Raw genomic sequence first — 18,087 nt, 5'->3', positions numbered from 1 at the left:
ATCTTGTTAAGCTACTATAAGGGAATAGGATGGGATGGAAACAGCTAAAGCACTTAAGATTGGAGTACTTTAGCGTTGTTTGATTTTATTCAGCAGCTTGGAGAGGGCTTTCCGGGTTATGATATTTGGAAAATATCTTCTCCCGCTTTGACGGTTTAATATAGGCCTTGGTCATGTCACCTTCCATTTGTTTGGCCACCAGAGGGTCCATGATTTTGAACCAGATTGGTGGGTTCCAAGCAGCCATAAACATAGTAAAGTATCCTGCTGGTAGTTGAGGGGATGTATCAAAGTGCCTTAAACACTGATACGGGCGTTCCGCATGAGCATGATGATCAGAATGCCGTTGTAGATGGAACATCATGATGTTTGATACAATGTGGTTGGCGTTCCAACTATGATGGGGTTGTACACGCTCATAACGACCATCTTCGCGTTTTGAACGCATTAAGCCATAATGTTCTACATAGTTGGCGCTAGATAGCATCAGGTTGGAAAGTAGTGCTCCACCAAGTAGATAGGGGAGAATAACCCATCCAAAGTAAGCTGTGAGTGCTGTATAGAAAAAGATAGTGATAAGGGTATTCTGAAGAACTTCGTTTTCTACCGAAAATGCCGCTTTTCCTTTTTTGGCGAGGCGTTTCTTTTCAATACCCCATGCACGTTTGTAACCGCCTGGTAGTTCATGCAGAACAAATGCATAGAATGTTTCTCCCATCATGGCTGTAGCGCTATCCTCAGGTGTTGCAACCTGCACATGGTGGCCAAGATTATGTTCAATCCTGAAGTGCCCCATACCACACAGGCAAAGAAGATAACGTGCAACAAAAAGGGACATTTTATCCCGGCGGTGGCCAACTTCATGTGCTGTATTGAGCGCACCAGCGCCCATCAGACCATTGGCAACAAGGATGGCAATATAACCGTTAAGACTAAGGTCCTGTGTAGCGATAAACCACGCTCCAACAATCCAGTTAAGATAGGAGACAGGAAGGGCTGAAAAAGCCGCCCACCGGTAAAATGGATCATCCCTTAGGGCAGGAATAGCTTCTCGCGGAGGATTGTTTTCATCTTCACCAAAGAAGGTCTCAATAATTGGTACCAGAACATAGAAGAAAACAGGAGATGACCAGAGCCAAGCCTCGCTCCCTGTTTGCAAATAAACCCACATGGAGGCCACGGGCAAAAAACCAAGAATGGTAGCGAGTGGCCAAAACCATTTTTTGCCGTCCACATAATCTGTCGCCGCAGTATCTGCCATGTTCCTCTCCCCAAAGGTATTGATTAAGGCGTTCTGTGATTATTAATGATAATTTTATCAATAACAAGAAAAACTATATATTCCGTAGAGTAGAGGCGGGAATAACTTGAGTTAAGAGGTGGAATAGGGCTAAAAAATAGCTGTGAAGCCAATAGGATAGAATGTGTCTCAATCAACTACTCGTAAGCGCCTAAGCCCTGAAAAAAGAAAACAGCAGCTTCTTGAAGCAGCCATTGATTTGTTTGCGGAAAAGGGAATCGGAGAGGCAAAGCATGCTGACATTGCCCGACGTGTGGGAATTTCGACAGCCGCGACCTTTGTATATTTCCCAACTCGTGAAGCGCTTTTAGAAGAGGTAGTGGATGAAGTAGGCCGGTATTTTCTTACCTTGTTTAATGATTTAGAGCCACACACCGTGGGTGCACCTGCCATACTAAAGGCCTTGTCTGCTCGTGCGTTACTCGTTTTGGATGAACGACCCAGTTATATGAAAGTGTGGTTGGGGTGGAGCACACGGTTTGATCTGGAGCTCAGATCCCGGTTTATGGTGGTGCAGGAACAAATACTCAGTAAGGTAAGCGAAATTCTGTGGGCATGCGAAGATAGCATCAGCAAAGAAAACCGGGATGATGCGCGTATTTTGCTTTCAGCAAGCCATACACTTGCTTTGATGAAGTTGGACGGTGAACCGGAAGAGAAAATTGAACGCTTCACCGATCATACTATTCAAGTGGTTTTAGCGTACGGACGTTCTTAATCACCAAGGCAATCAAATGTCGCGTTATGGTGCACTGGAAAATTCAGTGAGTTAGCGATAAAGCATTTTTTATTAGCTTCGATATGCGCATCGTGTGCTTTATGGAGGTCAGCTTTATGGGTAATTGTTGCATGTGGATGCAGGGTGATGCTGGTAAATTGACCCGCTCCATCTTCCCCTTCGTGCATCGTGCCTTCCGCATGGTCGTTATAAGCACTCACCAAAATACGGTTCGTAGAACAGATATGAAGAAACCAAAGCATATGACAGGCTGATACGGATGCTAGAAACATATCTTCCGGGTTGTGCACATCTGGATTTCCCCTGAACATGGGGTCAGAAGAGCCTTTTATAGAGGGTTTTCCCTCTATATGAATTTCATAATCGCGCTCATAACTTAGGTAACTTTTTGTGCCTTGTGTGCCGGCACCAGTCCATATGATACTGGATTTATAATTATGTTCGCGCCATTCGGTCATGTCTATTCCCCAATTGTGTTTCTACAATATAGGTCGGAAATCGGGTTTAAACAAATTGCTTTATATGCCGAATAAGCGAGAAAAACAGAACTTCTGTTTGCGGGTGGAAATTTTTACGAGTTTATGAAAAAATCTGGTTGACGAGGGCGAAACAGAGGGATATACCAGCGCAGCTTTCAGCGGCCGTATGCTCTTGGGTGTAAACGCGTTGAAGCACTATAATATGGCCGAGTAGCTCAGTTGGTTAGAGCAGCGGAATCATAATCCGCGTGTCGGGGGTTCGAGTCCCTCCTCGGCTACCAAATTCCAAAGGCTTAGCTCCTGAGAGCTAGGCCTTTATTATTTTCTGCTTACAGCGTTATTTGTAAAGCTGGCTCGCGATTTCCATGCCGATCCCAACAAGACCTCTGTAACCATTGCCACTATTGTTCAGGATGATAACGGTACGGTGTTCATTAGGGAAGCGGAGCATCAGCGAAGTATAGCCGTTTATACCGCCATTATAACTAATCACTTTTGTAGGGGTAGTACCTTCTTTGAAGGGGACTTGATGAATGTTCCAGCCGAACGGGATTTTACCGCCAAGAATTGTGTCTTTAGCACTGTCAGACAAGAAATCAGTGCCATAGAAAGCTTGGTCAAATTTTAACAAGTCTTCGGCGGTCGTGTGAATTGCGGCACCACCTCGGAACAGGTTCATATTCGTGTAACCGCTAGCGCAGTAGTCATCTACTTTATAGGAGCAATAAGAGCCTTCACCAGTGGATTCGTATGGTAGGGCCAGTCGAGGTATTACTCTACCTTGGGTGTGCACACCGCTGTTTACCATGCCCAGTGGTTCAAAGACACGTTCTTGCATAACCGACGAGAAAGGTTTGCCTGTAACCTTTTCAATGATAGAGCCAAGAATATAATAGTTGGAATTGGAATAGTGTTTATCGGTACCACTTGAAAACTTCAGTGGGTAAGAGGCAATAGTTTTATGGAATTCTTCTTTGCTTATAGCACCTCTGAATTTGCCTGTAAACCAACCCTCGAATTCGATATAATTCGGTATGCCTGATGTATGCGTTAATAGGTACTGCAACGTTACATCTTTCGCATAATCAGCTGGGAAACCGGGCAAATGATCTGCGATAGTATCATCGAGTTTTAGCTCTCCTGCCTCTGCCATCTTTACAATTAGGGCTGCGACAATACTTTTGGAAAGGGATGCAATATAGAAATTGCTGTCACTAGAATTAGGGATTTCCCATTCCATGTTTGCAAAGCCGTAACCAGCCTTATGGGTAATTTTTCCGTTGTCTGCGACTAGGATTGTGCCGTGAAAGTTATTGTCATCCGTGATGGTTTGAATGATTTGGTTGAGCGGGGGATTAGTTGTTTGAATAGCTGTTTCTTCTTCGGCTGAGTATGCCTTAGCTGTCACGGGAGATAAAGTTAATGCAAGGCTACTTGCTGCTAGCAAAGCCAACTTTCCAATTCTTCCCATAAGATATCCTCTCTGTCGTTTATTATATGTAGATAGTTTATTGTTGCGAGTTACTTACGTATGAAGCGGTGTTTATGTTTCAAGAGGTATTTGTTGTGAAGCTCTGAAGCTTTACAATGAGGCAAGCCCTTATTATGGTTTTTGTTACCATAAACTGGGGCAAGGTATGACTAAGACCACCATTGTTCGCTATATTGATGCGCCAATAGAAACTGTATTTTCCTGCATTTCAGATATCAGGAATTTTTCGCAGGCAATTCCGCATATCAAAAACGTTGAATTTCTGACTGAACAGAAAATCGGAGCTGGCACACGTTTTATCGAAACTCGCGATATGAACGGCAAGGAAGCTTCCACTGAGATTGAAGTTCGTGAATATTCGGAAAATGATCATTTTCGTGCAGTCGCCGATAGTCATGGTACAATCTGGGATACTATCTTTACTGTTGAAACGGTGGAAGGGGAAGGGGGCAACCAAACCAAGCTTGTTATGGTTATGGAAGCCCGTGCATATCGGTTAATTCCGAAAATCCTCAATCCTTTGATGAAAGGGATGGTTCGGAAAGCTGTGTGTGCAGATATGGACGCCGTTAAACAGTATTGCGAGACGCAGTCCAATTAAGCGGCAACTTCAATTTCTTTAGCGGCTTTTCTGTGGGCTCCTGGGCCTTTGCCTGTATGTCGTTTGAAAACTCTGCTAAATGCGGCAACAGATTCATAACCAACCTTTGCTGCCACCCATTCTACGGAAACGTTGTTTTCTGTCAGTAGTCTTTGTGCTTTCAGTACACGCCACTGTGTTAAATATTGCATGGGCGTAAGGCCCATGATTTCGGAAAACCGGCATGAAAATACGGTGCGGGACATCCCGGCCTGATGGGCCATGCTCTCAACCGTCCATTTTCGCTCAGGTTTATTGTGCATAGCGCTTAAACTACGTCCAATCTGTGGATTAAGAACGGCAGCAGCAAATCCCTTCGGGCCACCTGAGGTTTCAATCCAAACTCTGATAGCGTGAAGAAACAGGATCTCGGAAAGCCGTTTTTCAATAGCGTCATGGCCGGGGCGTTTGGTATTTGTCTCAAGCGTCATCATTTTCAGTGCCTGATCAAACCAGGAAAAGTTTTTGGCTTCTTTACCTTTTATAAGAATGAAAGGTGGTAGCTGCGCAAACAGGGGATGGTCATATCCATCATCAAATTCAAGATGACCACAAATTAATCGAGTGGCAGGTTGAGGTGTTTTGAGGCTTGAGGCGTTGCTATAGGTTAGTCTGCCTGTTTCGTCAAAACTACCGTCTTCAAGGACCTCTGTGAGAGGGTAAACCTTTGAAGAAGGATGATTCCTCAGGAGGTGCATGCTGCCATTTGGAATGATAATAAAATCGCCAGGAAGTAATTGTACTGGATCTGCTCCGTCCACGCTCACCCAGCACTCGCCTTCTTCAATATAGTGAAATCGAGCGACCTTCTTAAAAGCTGGTACTTCAACACCCCAAGTATTGGTGAAACAGGTAGTGAAATAGAGACAACCTTGAAATTTTACTAAATCTAAAATGTCGCTAAAAACATCCATCACACAATCCTTAGGGGTTCAATCTATTATCTACTTAATCAGGGCTTTTTGTTGATATCAAGATAAGTAGAACGAATGAGCATATATACCGTACGACAGAGCATTGATTGTATGGAAGGAAATCGTACCTTTTCTTCAGATTAAAACGGAGAAATACGATGGAAACAGCATATTATTATCTAGGTCTGAGTGGCGTACTAACAGTACTTCTTTGGGCACCTTATATCGTCGCAAGAATGGTTGGTTGGGGTATTCCTACATTCTTGAACAACTATCCTGAAAACTTTCCTGCGGTAACACCAGAACAGCCTTTATGGGCGGCCCGGGCACAGCGCGCGCATCTTAATATGGTAGAGACAATGCCTGCCTTTATTGCAGTAGTCTTGGCTGCTGGGTTTCTTTTAGACACTGCTGCAGGTGCCGCGGTTGCAATGTGGGCTGAAGTATTCTTTTTTGCACGAGTTATCCACGCCGTGGTTTACATCCTGGGCGTACCGTTCCTGCGCACACCAGTTTATCTGGTTTCATGGTTTTCAATTCTGGCGATTGGCTCTCTATTCCTTGCCTAAAGGCCAGTCTCAGATGCTCCACCGTTTGTTCCTGCACAGACGGTGGGGTTTTCATATGTGTTAAGCTTCTACCTTAAGCCATACGAGTGGTTTATTGCCTTTTTCCAGTACAGCTTCTTCAGTAAGAGTAAAACCCGCATCCCAGAGCAGAACCTTCATTTCTTCAGCTGTTCTCAGGCGGTAAACTTCGTCAGGCAGTGTATTTGGCCTATGTTGTCTTCGGCGTTGAAAGCAGACAACAAAAACACCATTTTTTTTCAGAACACGTTTCATCTCAGCAAAATATTCTTCGAGCGGGTGAAGAAAGTAGCAACTGTGCACCATTAGGGCTTTGTCGAAATATCCATCGGAGAACTTAAGCAAGGCACCATGGGATTGGTATATTTCCATAGTGTCATTTTCGATATAGGTTTTGTTTCGCCGGATAGCTTCTTTAATCATAATGGGACTGTTATCCAGCCCTACCGTAAGCCCGTTTGGCGTTCTGTTATGGATAAGACCAAGAGTACGACCGTGTCCGGTCCCAAAATCAAGCACTTTTTCACCATTCTGGATGTCTAGCAGTGAAACGGCTTTTTCATTTGCTCCAGCTGTTGCAAACGCCATCCATTTAGCAATCATGCTTCCTATAAAACCGCGTGCATGACAGCTATGTTCCGCGATGAAAAGCGGCGTTTGCATTTCTATTCTCCATACCCAACTGATTCAGTGAGCGTATTGTTAGAGGCAATAGGTACACTGGTCTTACTGATTTTGAAATTTATTCAATTTTTCGGGAATCGGCGATATTTTTAAATAATCATTCGGTGCATAGCTGGCGTGACAGATTGTCTGTTGAAAGCTGAAGCGTCATCCATTACATACGCCGCTTGTTTAGAGTATTGAGTAAAAGGTTTTGTTTGTGACAGGTAAATCCGTTTATATGTTCGCGGCATTGTTTGCCGGAGCAGTTTTGCCACTTCAGGCGTTGATTAATGCCCGTTTGGGAACTGCAGTTGGTGGAGCTAGTTCAGCATCTGCGATTTCGTTCGCTGTAGGTACTCTTGGCCTGATGATTTTTCTAGCCGTTACCAAAATGCCAAACTTCAATACAGCTCAACTAGCTTCTTTACCTTGGTGGGCTTGGATTGGCGGCTTGCTTGGCGCTTATTTTGTTGCGACCGCTACAATGACAGCTCCGGTATTAGGGGCCGCGAGTATGGTTGCCCTAGTTATTGGTGGGCAGGTCGTTGCTTCACTTTTCCTTGATCATTATGGAATTATGAATGAAGCTCAGCCTATTAATTGGCAAAAAGCCAGTGGTGCGCTACTCTTGATCATAGGCGTCTATATGATTACGCGCCCAACGCCAACGGATATCCCGGGGGCATAACCAAGGGAAGCATAAAATGGCAACTGCAGAAAAGAGCATCCGCCCCTATAGCGTTATGGAAGAAATCGTCCACGCTGGTACTCACGGGGTAGGAATTGTTCTGGCGGCAATTGCTATGGTGTTTTTACTTCTTAAAGCCAGTGACCAAGGCATTTTATCCATCACTGCTGTTTCTATTTACGCAGGCTGTATGATTTTAATGTATGGCTGTTCCACGCTTTACCACAGCATGTTTAAAAGCAAATTGCAGCCATTTTTTAAGATGCTGGATCACTCAGCTATCTATTTTAAAATTGCTGGCAGTTACACGCCATTTGCTCTGATTACACTTCCTGCTTCAACTGGTATTTGGGTTATGGTTGGTGTTTGGGGGGCAGCGCTTTCAGGTACGCTATTCAAGCTGATCGCTTTTCTCCGCAAAAGCGGTAAGAAGATGAATTATATTTCGCTTGCTATTTATCTGGCCATGGGCTGGGCAGGGGTGTTGATGGTAGGACCCCTCGCTGAAAGTTTGCCTAAAGAGGCGCTTTACTGGTTATTCGCGGGTGGGGCTTTTTTCACTATAGGTGCGATTTTCTATGCGATTAAATCTGTCGCTTATTTTCATGCGGTTTGGCATGTGTTTGTGCTTTTGGGCAGTGCTAGTCATTTCTTTGCGATCTACCTTTATGTGATTTAATTGACCTGCGATTAGCGCTTGGGTTATAGCCTCTGCCATGCAGCAGAAATCCAGAACAATTGAAAGTAACCAAACGGGCCCGCATGAACGGCTTGAAGCGACTGTGCTTAAGCATTTGAAGGCTGATTTTAAAAAGCCGATTGCGGATCATACCCAGCGTGTTTTTGACGAAGTGAATAAGCTTGTGAGTAAACATGCGGGTTCGGTAGTTTTCGATAGTTGCTGCGGTGTTGGGGATAGCACGCGATTGATCGCGAGAGATCATCCTGATCATTTGGTGATTGGTATTGATAAATCAGCAAGCCGGGTAACCCGCGAAAGATTGCAGGTCGACCCTGAAAACATGATCCTTCGGCGGGCAGATTTAAATGATTTTTACCGGTTGATGGTGACAGCAGGTTGGCAGGTGGAAAAGCATTTTGTGCTTTATCCTAATCCTTGGCCGAAATCGGCCCATTTAGGGCGTCGTTGGCACGGAGCACCTGTATTTCCCTATATGTTGAAACTTGGTGGCCAGTTTGAAATGAGGTCAAACTGGAAGCTGTATCTGGAAGAGTTTCAGATTGCTTTGAAACTAGCTGGGCATATTTCAGAGTTAGAGGCATTTGAACCAGAAGAATATCTCACACCTTTTGAGAAAAAATACTATGAGAGCGGCCAGCAGGTTTACCGGCTAATTACTGACATCAAACCCAGTTAACGCCTTCAGGTAATTGAAAACTGGAAAACTCCAGATGAATAATTCGACGCCTTGATGGCTTTGTGCCTTTTTTTGAAGAATGTATAATATGAGGTTTCATGATAAGTGCCGAGCCAGCGTTAGCCACGCACTCAGTGTGGCCTGATTGAGCTGTGATGCCTGTGATAGTTTTATGTGGTATACGACCTAAGGCGTGACTGGAAGGCACTATATTCAGACATCCATTTCTTTGATCTGTATCATCTAAATGAATGCGTACAGTGATCATATTCTCCAACACCGTGAGCGGTGCTTGGACATGCCAGATACCCTCTTTTTGAGTCCAATTTTCCCAGCCCTCACATTCAAAAAAACGATCAACCGCAATAGTTAAATCCTGATGCCAAGGAACTAACCAATTTTGATCTGTAGTTTTATCAAAATAGATAGCTCTTACTAGGGATAGAGGAGGTGCCAAATAAGCCTCAAGGCGTTCTTGAATCGCTTCAATTTCAATTGTTTTGCTAATTAATGGGATTTTGGTTTCCGCATTCCTTAAGCCGCCTTTAATAGTGGTGAGCGTTAATGTGTCGGTAGCCGTTTGTAGAGATTTGAGCGAAGCTGGAGACAGAAAATCATCAATGAGTTCTGCTCCGTGCTCCGTAAATGTTAAGCCCGATACTGGAAACATAAAAAACGCCTTATTATTCGGTGCCGGTGAGCCAACCCTTGGCGAGTTGTTCTTTTGCTTCTTCTTCACCTTGTTTGATAAGGCGCTTTATATCATCAGATGTGAAATCTGTTGAATCAATGGCGAGGCGTTCCTGTGGTCGGACCTCAACAAATTCAATAATGCGTTTCCCTGCAGTATGAACTTGCCCGCCCGCGTCCAATTCCTTTTGGCAGGCTGCGTTGATATCGCGCACTTTTTCCAGATCATTATTCATAATCTCGTTGGTGAGAGTCCCAAGTGTACGTTTGAGAAGCTTCAGCATATTGCCGAATTCCTTCTTAGATTCCACTACAGACATATGATCAGGTTTCATGGCGATGATTGCCATTTTTTCTGCACCGCGCTTGATAGCGGGAGCAAGAGGGGCAATGTTCCTGACACCACCATCCACAAGAGGCTGATCTTTTACCCACATGATAGGCATGTTCACGGGTTCACGGGTAGAGGCTACGACATAATCCAGAATATCTTCCCCAAAGGTGCCAACATCAGCATCAAAATAATCACCGGTACGCATATTGGTTACGCCGCAAGCATAATAGGTTTTGCTGGCCTTCAGGTTTTCATAACGAATGTTGGCACGCGCCAGTTCAGCCGCTCCATCCATTTTCGTAAGGCCATTGAATTTGCCGCCAATTATTTTCAGGGCGAGAGAAAAGGCGCTGCGTTTTTTGCCGATAGAGGCAAAACTGGTGATGTTGTTTCGCCAAAAGGCTTCAAGTTCATTGCCGATTTCAGGCCAATCTGGTTCCTGGCCTTTAAGGGCTGCTTGACCAGCGCGGTCAGCAATAAAACCACCGTTCATGGCCCCAACGGAAACGCCGTATATAGCGCCTGGTTTAAATTTGCTGCCATCAGGGAAGGTGTGATTGAAAAGCGCTTTGAGGGCTCCCGCTTGATAAGAGCCTTTTACATTGCCGCCAGAAAGAACAAGTGAATTACGCGTATCAAACATAATATATCTCCCCAAAAAGAGGATAGTATACACGTAAAAGTAAAAGAAAGCACGCATCGGGTAGGATGCGTGCCAAGGTACTGTAATGATTGAAATATCAAAGATAGGCGCCTCCGGCAAAGATTTGGCGATGCCGTGAATCAGATGACAAGGGAAGCAGAGTGCATCTGAAAGGCTGCTGTGAGGTGTTGCCGCCTCTGCGCCGGAAGCAAGATCAAATTACCATGTATGCAGGATAAGGATTTGACGATAGTCAAACCCACGAAGTTTTTTACATTTTGTTAGCTATATTTTGAAGTTCACAGACATCGCCTGCCATAATTGCTCTGATGTTCTTGGTGATTTTCTCCATTGGCCAGCCCCACCAGGCGATATCCAGTAATTTTTCAATAGTTGCGTCATTGAAACGTTTCTTGATGACCTTCGCAGGATTGCCGCCGACGATAGCAAAATCAGGCACATCCTCCGTGACAACTGAACCAGATGCGATGATAGCACCGTGACCTATTTTAACGCCGGGCATAATCAGGCTGTTGTAACCAAACCAAACATCATGGCCTACTGTAGTATCTCCTTTTGAAGGTAAGCCACCTAGCAGATCCATATGGTCTGTCCAGCTGCCGCCAAAAATAGGGAACGGAAACGTGGAAGGCCCATCCATACGGTGATTGGCGCCGTTCATAATGAATTTGGTGCCGGTGCCCAGTGCGCAGAATTTACCAATAGTAAGTTTGTCCCCCACAAAATCATAATGATAGAGCACATTCTCTTCCTGAAAGTTTTCAGGACTATTGGGGCTGTCGTAATAGGTGTAATCACCAACAGCGATGTTTTCTCCCTGCACAACATTTTTGAGAAAGATAACACGGTCTGTGTGTTCAAGCGGGTGAACAGTATCCGGATTTGGGATTTGAATAGAATCTTGCATAACAAAGCTCGCTTTATAAAAAGTACCAGAATAAGGAACAGCAGCTTTGGGGCGTACTGTTTTGGTTACAGAGCTTTGATCATTGGCAAGGTTCCTTCCACCAGTTGGGCGTAAACGGCTCAAACATCGTGTTGAGCTGCACGCATTCTTCATCAAGCTTCATAACTTTGCAATATGAATTTCGCGTGCTAGATATTTCACATAAATAATAGAGAACTTTATGGTTTCAATTAGAAAACGTGCGATCAGCCCTGAGCAAAAAGCTCTCAGGCGTCAGCAGATATTGGATGCTGCTGGGGAAATGTTTGCGCGTGAGCAATATGAAGATGTGAAGCTCTCTGTGCTTGCCAGACACGTTGGTATCACTAAGCCAGCTCTATATCGTTACTTCCGAGGTAAGGAAGTGTTGTTTCTTGCGCTTTATGAACAGGAAATAGCTCGGATTATTGAAGATTTCAGGAATAGAGCAAAACCTGAAGAACTTAGCAGGGCCATGGCTGAGGTGTATGCAGAACGTCCACTGTTTTGTCGCTTGTCAGCTATTCTGCATTCAGTACTTGAACGTGACCTTACATATGATGAAGCACTTGAATTTAAACTGAAGATGAAGGATATCGCTGCGGATTTCTTAGAGGTTTTCTCGGTCTGGTTTGAAGAAACTGATCCAGAAGTTCTTTATCCCATGCTTATTCATGCGCAGCAGGCTGTGATTGGTGCGTGGTTAATGGCGCACCCGCGAGGAACCATGGCAGATGTACTTGCCAGAGATGATATGGCCGTGTTCCGTGTAGATTTCCAAACCTCATTAGAGCAGCATTTGCACCGTATCTTCGGTCGCTGAAAAATTAATTAGTTGACCAATCGCTTTTTCGAATTACTTCGTATGCGAAGTATTAATTTGAGATCGTGACTTGTTCATATGAGACTGTTCCATTTACTGCATAAAAGCCACCGGGCGATTTTCAGGCTGGCCGATAAGATGCTTGAAGAAAAATATGGTATTTCTTCAACGCAGCATGTTGTGCTGTTAGCGCTTGATGAACGGGATGGTTTACCTATTGGTGAGCTTGCAACGGTGATCGGCCTTAAGGCAGCTGCTACGTCAGGTCTGGTCGACCGCATGGAACAGAAAGATCTTCTTGAACGAAAACGAGCAGATGGGGACAGACGTTCTTTCATTGTTTGCTTGAAAGCGGCAGGCAAATCTATCGTGCAAGAAAGCAAAAGCATGATTGCCGAAGCCAATCGTCAACTCCTTGATGGCTATAGTGAAGAAGAGCAGGCGTTGATCTCTAAATTTCTTGAAACAACAATTGAACGAGCGAACAACGCATACCTACATGCAAAGGGGAAAACCGCATGACTGATCATGTGCTAACGGAAATTAAAGACCGTATTCTAACTATTACCTTCAACCGACCAGACAAAAAGAATGCACTGACGCATGCGATGTATGCGAAAATTGCAGATGCGCTTGAAGATGCTGAAACAAATGATGACGTTCGCGCTGTGCTCTTTAAATCCAGCGCTGAAGCTTTTACGGCAGGGAATGATCTCGTTGATTTCCAGCAAGCAGGTTCTCATGATGGCTCAGAGGTTTCAGAGCTTCCAGTAGCGCGAGTGTTGCGTGCGTTTGTAAATGCTGAAAAGCCGTATGTAGCTGCTGTGAATGGTGTTGCCGTTGGTATCGGCCTTACGATGCTTCTTCATTGTGATATTGTTTATGTTGCTGACGAAGCCACTATTCAAGCGCCGTTTGTTGACCTTGCATTAGTGCCCGAAGCGGCGTCTTCCATGCTGTTACCACGCCTTGCAGGTCACGTAAAAGCGGCAGAAATTTTCATGCTTGGTAAAAAGGTTGGTGCAGACGAAGCGGTGTCTATCGGTTTGGCTAATGGTAAATGTTCTCAAGAAGACTTGTTGCCAACAGCTGAAAAAGCCGCCGCTGCCCTGGCTTCAAAAGCGCCACAGGCAATCCGCATGACCAAGCGTTTAATGAGGGGTGATAAAGAAGTGCTCGGTGCGAAGATGCAGGAAGAGAATATCTATTTTGGCCAGCAGCTTAAATCACCTGAGGTAATGGAGGCCATCATGGCGTTTATGCAAAAGCGTGCGCCTAATTTTGGCTAAATAATCATATTGCTATTACCACAATCCTGTGCCACCCAAAGATAAACAAGTTTGGAGGTATATGGGCTGTGGATACTCGGTTAGAGCAACAAGAAGCATTTGTGAAAAAGAATGGATGGGAAGAGGCAGACCTGTTCCCATTAAAAGCAGATGCTTCAAACCGCACCTATACACGTCTGATCGATGGTTCCCGTAAATGTCTGCTAATGGACGCACCTCCGGAAACTGAAAACTTAAAAGCTTATCTGGATACAAACCGTTATCTGGCTTCAGTCGGTTTGCGCGTACCTGAAATTTACGCGGAAGATCTTGAGCTTGGCATGGCGCTTATTGAAGATTTTGGGGCCGATACTTTTACTAAATTGTTGGCTGATGGTTTGCCTGAGGCTGAGCTTTATGATCTGGCCACGGATGTTCTTATCCATACTAAACAGCAAGGAAAGCCGGAAGGTATCCAGCTTCAACCATATGATATGGCGGCATTGATGCGTGAGGTTAACCTGTTCACTGAGTGGTTTGTACCTCATGTGCGCGGTGAAAGTATCACTGAAGCAGAGCGGGATGTCTGGAATTCAGTATGGCAAAAGGCATTGGCAAATATTGCTAGAGATCAGGCGGTATTTGTGTACCGAGACTTCCATGTGGATAACGCGATGCGACTTGAAGGCGAGGGGGTTACTGCTTGCGGCCTCCTTGATTTTCAGGATGCGCTTTTAGGTAGCCCCGTTTATGATTTGGTTTCATTGATTGAAGATGCGCGTAGAGAGGTATCTGCTGAAACACGTCGTGCTGTACTTGCGAAATATTTCGCAGCTTTCCCTGAACTGGACCGAATTCAATTCCTCAATGATATCGCAACGCTTGGTGCACAGCGCCATGCAAAAGTTTCTGGTATCTTTATTCGCCTTTCAGAGCGAGACGATAAACATGTGTATTTGAAACATATCCCTCATGTTCTTAGGTTGCTGGACCGTAGTTTAAGTCAGCCACATCTGGGCGAAATACGTGATTTGGTGCATAAGATGGTGCCAGGCTTTTTGGAAAGGGAATTCCCTGAACCGCAAACTAGTCTTGTGCCAGCTTTCCATGATGAGTGAACAGGTCGTCGTAGGTATCAATCATTGTTTTAAGTGAGAATTGTTCTTTTGCCTTGGCTTGGTTAGCAGCACCAATTCGAATTGATACTTCATGGCTGCCGAGCATTTGGATAAGGTTATCGGCAAGCGATTCAGCGTTATTTCCGCTAATATAAGGAGCGTTCTGCCCTGAAACCATGTGGGAAATATCTCCCACATCAGTGCTGACTATTGGAAGGGCGCAGGCCATGGCTTCGATAACTGAAAGAGGCATCTGTTCTGTATCAGACGAGAGGGCGAATACGTCAAAGGAAGGCAGCAGCTTTTCGGGATTTGCCATATTGCCAGCAAAGATAACGCGGCCCGGTTTACACACCCGTTCAGCTAGCATTTTCATGGCTGAAGTACCAATACCACTTCCCACAATAACTAGCTGAGCGCCATCTATCTCATCTTCTACCTTACTAAAAGCTTCAATCAAACGGCCAACGTTTTTCTCAGGCCTGAGGGCCGCAACAATGCCTATCACGGGTTTATCAGGATCAATCCCAATTGACCGGGCAAAACCGATATCTTCAGGGCATATAAAACGATCTATATCAATACCGTTTGGAATATAACGCACTTTGCCCTCGGGTAAAAACCAGTTGCGGCGCGCGATACGTTCCAATGTTTTTGAAGGCACAACGACAGTATTACATTGGCGGTAAGCAAACATTCGCATCAATCTGCGGGTAAGCTTCTCGGTATTTTGCTCATCTTCGCCAAAACCGTCCTGAATATGGATAACAGGGCATATCTTTGAAAAGGCATTCGCCATGACCCATTCAGTAGCGCCCCAATTATAGGTTACCAAAAGGTCAGGAGTTTCTGTTTTCAAATACTGTTTGATTTGTTTGATAGCTTGACGGGTATTGCCCTTAGTGATGTTGATATTGTTAGCAATTGATAATTTAGAATTTTGGACCAACTTGGCGGCATCATAACAGCCATCCATGGCGTACACCATATGCTCACAATCGGTGTTTGTATGAGAGATATAAGTAGCAAAACGTCGCTGTGACCCTCCAACCTCAAACGAGGAAAAAACATGTAGAACACGTTTGTTTGCGGACACTGGGCTACTCCATCTTTCATTCGCTGACATTAGGGCTGAAAATCCTATTGGAATCAAGCCTTAGCTGAAAATTGCCTTATTTTCTTGAACAACGAGTTAATCGTTATAGGTGATACTAATAAAGAAGCGATTGGTATAAGGAATAAAAATAATGATCATTGATGCCTGGGCACAGCACCCCACTTTACGGCATAGTCAGGACCCGGTTTTTGAATCGCTCCGGCGGTGGAATAAAACAGAAACACCAACAGAAGAACTACCGCTGGCAATTACCGTTGGTGCCATGGATGCAGTTGGTGTCTCCATGAGTTTGATTTCAGCCTGGTATGCACCTAGAAATATTATGATTTCCAATGATGAAGTCGCGGCGTTTGTCAGTAAATATCCAGACAGGTTTGTCGGGGTTGGGTCTGTTGATATTTCAAAACCAATGGAAGCGGTGCGGGAAATCCGTCGCTGTGTAAATGAACTAGGTTTCAAAGCTATACGGGTTCTTCCGTGGCTTTGGGAAGTGCCGCCGACAGACCGACGTTTTTATCCCGTTTACACCGCTTGTTGTGAACTTGGCGTGCCTTTTTGTACACAGATCGGACATACAGGCCCGTTAATGCCATCTGAGGTGGGCCGCCCAATTTATATTGATCAAGTAGCGCTTGATTTCCCAGAGCTTAAAATTGTTGGTGGTCATATTGGGTATCCTTGGACAGATGAAGCCATAGCGGTTGCTACCAAACATGAAAATGTATTCATTGATACATCAGCGTATACAGCTGCTCGTTATCCGGCACAGCTTGTGGAATTTATGCGCAGGCATGGGCGCAGGAAAGTGTTGTTTGGCACTAATTACCCGATGATAACGCCGGGGAAAGCCCTGGAAGCGTTGGATAGCTTAGGCCTTGATGACGAGGTAAAAGAACTTTTCCTTAGCGGAAACGCGCAGAGGGTATTTGGCCTTTAATGGCTCATGAAAACCGGAAGCTTTGTATTTGCAACAATCTGGGTAGTGATGCTGCCCAGTATTATTTCATGCCACCGGGCATGGGAGTAAGCACCAATGACAATTAGGTCCGCCTGAATATCTTGTGCTGTTGCCAGGATGGTATCTGAGATGCCCGCGTTTGATTGTGGCTGTTCAATGATGGATACGGTTAATCCGTGGTCTTCCAGATATTCGGCTGCTTCATAGAGCGACGGCCTGTCTTCATCTATTTCACCTACCTGAACGATAGATACCTTCCCGGCCGTCCGGAGAATAGGAAGAGCATTGGCGATAGAACGGGCAACTTCTGCCCTGCCATTCCAGGCGATCAGGATGTTTGTGCCAACTTCAAAGTTACCTTCTGTCGGTATCATCAATACCGGCCTGCCAGAACGGTAAATCAGATCATTAAAAAGATGCTTGTAGCATTCATGTTTATCAGAAGGTTGCATGCAGATAGATACATCAGCTGTGCGAGCTTTTCTCCCAATATGATCCGAGATTTCGCCAATCAGTGTTTTCCAACGGTAATGTGAGTTTGGCAAAATATCATCGCCGTTCTTTTTTGCGATTGAGTGGCTTTTCATGATTTCCGCAAATTGCTCTTTACAGAATTTTTCGTGCTCATCGTTTTCCTGCTCGGCGGCTTCCTGAACGCTTTGAATGATATCGGCGGAAAGGCCTTCTCCTACAAAGGGGATAGCTGTGCGGGGGTCTGGTTCCACGTAAAGTGCGGTTATGGTTGCGCTGTGTTTTTTGCTAAAGCGTGCAGTGAATTCAGAAATAGGAGCCAAGTCTACATGGGTTGTAAGCGGCAATAGGACGGATTTCATGTGATATCTCCTTATTTCTTCTTGGTTATTTGTGTCATTCTCTCTTATAACTGGCAGAAATACTGTATGATGAACCCAAATAGATGTACGGAATTCATCAGCGGTTCAGCGTTATCATAGCAGAGTATAACCCATGATGTATGTTTTGCGAAAATTGATGTTACTGAGTGTCCTGTTTTTGGGAGCTACAGCTGTTGTTTCAGCACTGCCACAACTCGTGAATACAGCTGTTGCTGCAGATGAGCATGATGAAGCCCTAAAAGCCATTAAGCGTGGGGACATTATGTCCTACTCGCAAATCAGAAAAATTGTGCAATCCAAACTTAAAGGTCGCGTAGTGAATATTCAGCTACGCCGCACAAACCGTGGATGGCAATATTTTATGCGGGTAAGTAAAAATAATGGCAGGGTTGTTGCTGCTGTTGTTGATGCTCGCAATGGAAAAATTCTTAGCACCAGATAACCTGGGAGGC

General features: G+C 44.8%; 22 protein-coding genes and 1 tRNA gene. 13 read left to right on the top strand and 10 right to left on the bottom strand.

Going from position 1 to position 18,087, the window contains the following annotated elements:
- Positions 1 to 85: 85 nt before the first annotated feature.
- Positions 86 to 1,261, bottom strand: a complete 1,176-nt coding sequence (locus tag MF542_RS04580) for an alkane 1-monooxygenase (protein ID WP_247016422.1) — start codon at positions 1,259 to 1,261, stop codon at positions 86 to 88.
- A gap of 163 nt (positions 1,262 to 1,424) precedes the next feature.
- Between MF542_RS04580 and MF542_RS04575 the strand changes: the two genes are divergently transcribed.
- Entirely contained in the window at positions 1,425 to 2,018 is a 594-nt protein-coding gene (locus MF542_RS04575) for a TetR/AcrR family transcriptional regulator (RefSeq protein ID WP_247016420.1), read from the top strand.
- Here the strand turns inward: MF542_RS04575 and MF542_RS04570 are convergent.
- Positions 2,015 to 2,497, bottom strand: a complete 483-nt coding sequence (locus MF542_RS04570) for an OsmC family protein (RefSeq protein WP_247016418.1) — start codon at positions 2,495 to 2,497, stop codon at positions 2,015 to 2,017. The two genes, MF542_RS04575 and MF542_RS04570, sit on opposite strands and share 4 nt — an antisense overlap.
- A gap of 225 nt (positions 2,498 to 2,722) precedes the next feature.
- On the opposite strand from MF542_RS04570, the gene MF542_RS04565 reads away from it, so the two are divergent.
- Positions 2,723 to 2,799, top strand: a tRNA-Met gene (locus tag MF542_RS04565).
- A 56-nt stretch (positions 2,800 to 2,855) separates the two neighbouring features.
- Here the strand turns inward: MF542_RS04565 and MF542_RS04560 are convergent.
- On the bottom strand, positions 2,856 to 3,989 hold the full coding sequence (locus tag MF542_RS04560; protein WP_247016416.1) for a serine hydrolase domain-containing protein: 1,134 nt from the start codon (positions 3,987 to 3,989) through the stop codon (positions 2,856 to 2,858).
- Between the two features lie 166 nt (positions 3,990 to 4,155).
- On the opposite strand from MF542_RS04560, the gene MF542_RS04555 reads away from it, so the two are divergent.
- Positions 4,156 to 4,611 (top strand): SRPBCC family protein, encoded by a 456-nt coding sequence (locus tag MF542_RS04555; protein WP_247016414.1) that lies wholly within the window; start codon positions 4,156 to 4,158, stop codon positions 4,609 to 4,611.
- On the opposite strand, the gene MF542_RS04550 is transcribed toward MF542_RS04555, so the two are convergent.
- Entirely contained in the window at positions 4,608 to 5,564 is a 957-nt protein-coding gene (locus MF542_RS04550; protein WP_247016412.1) for an AraC family transcriptional regulator, read from the bottom strand. The two genes, MF542_RS04555 and MF542_RS04550, sit on opposite strands and share 4 nt — an antisense overlap.
- A gap of 158 nt (positions 5,565 to 5,722) precedes the next feature.
- Between MF542_RS04550 and MF542_RS04545 the strand changes: the two genes are divergently transcribed.
- On the top strand, positions 5,723 to 6,133 hold the full coding sequence (locus MF542_RS04545; protein WP_247016410.1) for an MAPEG family protein: 411 nt from the start codon (positions 5,723 to 5,725) through the stop codon (positions 6,131 to 6,133).
- A gap of 60 nt (positions 6,134 to 6,193) precedes the next feature.
- Here the strand turns inward: MF542_RS04545 and MF542_RS04540 are convergent, their stop codons facing one another.
- Positions 6,194 to 6,814, bottom strand: a complete 621-nt coding sequence (locus tag MF542_RS04540) for a class I SAM-dependent methyltransferase (protein WP_247016408.1) — start codon at positions 6,812 to 6,814, stop codon at positions 6,194 to 6,196.
- Between the two features lie 220 nt (positions 6,815 to 7,034).
- Between MF542_RS04540 and MF542_RS04535 the strand changes: the two genes are divergently transcribed.
- Genes MF542_RS04535 through trmB form a run of 3 tightly spaced genes read left to right on the top strand, consistent with a single transcriptional unit; the run spans position 7,035 to position 8,884 of the window.
- Positions 7,035 to 7,505 carry a DMT family transporter gene (locus tag MF542_RS04535; RefSeq protein WP_247016406.1) on the top strand — a complete coding sequence of 157 codons (471 nt, stop codon included), beginning with the start codon at positions 7,035 to 7,037 and terminating at the stop codon, positions 7,503 to 7,505.
- A gap of 16 nt (positions 7,506 to 7,521) precedes the next feature.
- Positions 7,522 to 8,184 carry a PAQR family membrane homeostasis protein TrhA gene (gene trhA / locus MF542_RS04530; RefSeq protein ID WP_247016404.1) on the top strand — a complete coding sequence of 221 codons (663 nt, stop codon included), beginning with the start codon at positions 7,522 to 7,524 and terminating at the stop codon, positions 8,182 to 8,184.
- Between the two features lie 37 nt (positions 8,185 to 8,221).
- Complete coding sequence (gene trmB / locus MF542_RS04525) at positions 8,222 to 8,884, top strand: tRNA (guanine(46)-N(7))-methyltransferase TrmB (RefSeq protein ID WP_247016402.1); 663 nt, start codon at positions 8,222 to 8,224, stop codon at positions 8,882 to 8,884.
- On the opposite strand, the gene MF542_RS04520 is transcribed toward trmB, so the two are convergent.
- From MF542_RS04520 to MF542_RS17590, 3 genes are all read right to left on the bottom strand, one after another.
- Positions 8,871 to 9,554: a phytanoyl-CoA dioxygenase family protein gene (locus MF542_RS04520; RefSeq protein WP_247016400.1), complete on the bottom strand. Its 684-nt coding sequence runs from the start codon at positions 9,552 to 9,554 to the stop codon at positions 8,871 to 8,873. The genes trmB and MF542_RS04520 overlap by 14 nt on opposite strands.
- A 13-nt stretch (positions 9,555 to 9,567) precedes the next feature.
- The gene (locus MF542_RS04515) at positions 9,568 to 10,551 is read right to left on the bottom strand and encodes a patatin-like phospholipase family protein (RefSeq protein WP_247016398.1); all 984 of its coding nucleotides are present in this window, start codon (positions 10,549 to 10,551) and stop codon (positions 9,568 to 9,570) included.
- A 271-nt stretch (positions 10,552 to 10,822) separates the two neighbouring features.
- Positions 10,823 to 11,479: a CatB-related O-acetyltransferase gene (locus MF542_RS17590; RefSeq protein ID WP_343264854.1), complete on the bottom strand. Its 657-nt coding sequence runs from the start codon at positions 11,477 to 11,479 to the stop codon at positions 10,823 to 10,825.
- Positions 11,480 to 11,699: 220 nt separating this feature from the next.
- Here MF542_RS17590 and MF542_RS04505 point away from each other — a divergent pair, with 220 nt between their 5' ends.
- From MF542_RS04505 to MF542_RS04490, 4 genes are all read left to right on the top strand, one after another.
- Complete coding sequence (locus MF542_RS04505) at positions 11,700 to 12,320, top strand: TetR/AcrR family transcriptional regulator (protein ID WP_247016396.1); 621 nt, start codon at positions 11,700 to 11,702, stop codon at positions 12,318 to 12,320.
- Positions 12,321 to 12,398: 78 nt separating this feature from the next.
- Positions 12,399 to 12,842, top strand: a complete 444-nt coding sequence (locus MF542_RS04500) for a MarR family winged helix-turn-helix transcriptional regulator (RefSeq protein WP_247016394.1) — start codon at positions 12,399 to 12,401, stop codon at positions 12,840 to 12,842.
- Positions 12,839 to 13,609 (top strand): enoyl-CoA hydratase, encoded by a 771-nt coding sequence (locus MF542_RS04495; RefSeq protein ID WP_247016393.1) that lies wholly within the window; start codon positions 12,839 to 12,841, stop codon positions 13,607 to 13,609. The genes MF542_RS04500 and MF542_RS04495 overlap by 4 nt, the downstream gene beginning before the upstream one ends.
- Before the next feature lie 68 nt (positions 13,610 to 13,677).
- The gene (locus MF542_RS04490) at positions 13,678 to 14,706 is read left to right on the top strand and encodes an aminoglycoside phosphotransferase family protein (RefSeq protein ID WP_247016392.1); all 1,029 of its coding nucleotides are present in this window, start codon (positions 13,678 to 13,680) and stop codon (positions 14,704 to 14,706) included.
- Here MF542_RS04490 and MF542_RS04485 read toward each other — a convergent pair.
- The gene (locus MF542_RS04485) at positions 14,675 to 15,802 is read right to left on the bottom strand and encodes a glycosyltransferase family 4 protein (protein ID WP_247016391.1); all 1,128 of its coding nucleotides are present in this window, start codon (positions 15,800 to 15,802) and stop codon (positions 14,675 to 14,677) included. The genes MF542_RS04490 and MF542_RS04485 overlap by 32 nt on opposite strands.
- Before the next feature lie 148 nt (positions 15,803 to 15,950).
- On the opposite strand from MF542_RS04485, the gene MF542_RS04480 reads away from it, so the two are divergent.
- Positions 15,951 to 16,760 (top strand): amidohydrolase family protein, encoded by an 810-nt coding sequence (locus MF542_RS04480; RefSeq protein ID WP_343264853.1) that lies wholly within the window; start codon positions 15,951 to 15,953, stop codon positions 16,758 to 16,760.
- Here MF542_RS04480 and MF542_RS04475 read toward each other — a convergent pair.
- Positions 16,757 to 17,614, bottom strand: coding sequence for a universal stress protein (locus MF542_RS04475; RefSeq protein WP_247016389.1), 858 nt, complete (start codon positions 17,612 to 17,614; stop codon positions 16,757 to 16,759). The two genes, MF542_RS04480 and MF542_RS04475, sit on opposite strands and share 4 nt — an antisense overlap.
- Before the next feature lie 157 nt (positions 17,615 to 17,771).
- On the opposite strand from MF542_RS04475, the gene MF542_RS04470 reads away from it, so the two are divergent.
- Positions 17,772 to 18,077 (top strand): PepSY domain-containing protein, encoded by a 306-nt coding sequence (locus MF542_RS04470; RefSeq protein ID WP_247016387.1) that lies wholly within the window; start codon positions 17,772 to 17,774, stop codon positions 18,075 to 18,077.
- Positions 18,078 to 18,087 lie beyond the last annotated feature (10 nt).

The organism is Kordiimonas laminariae (assembly GCF_023008165.1).
Lineage (GTDB): Bacteria > Pseudomonadota > Alphaproteobacteria > Sphingomonadales > Kordiimonadaceae > Kordiimonas > Kordiimonas laminariae.
Note: the sequence above shows the minus strand (reverse complement) of the source record. Positions and strands in the feature narration are given on the sequence as shown.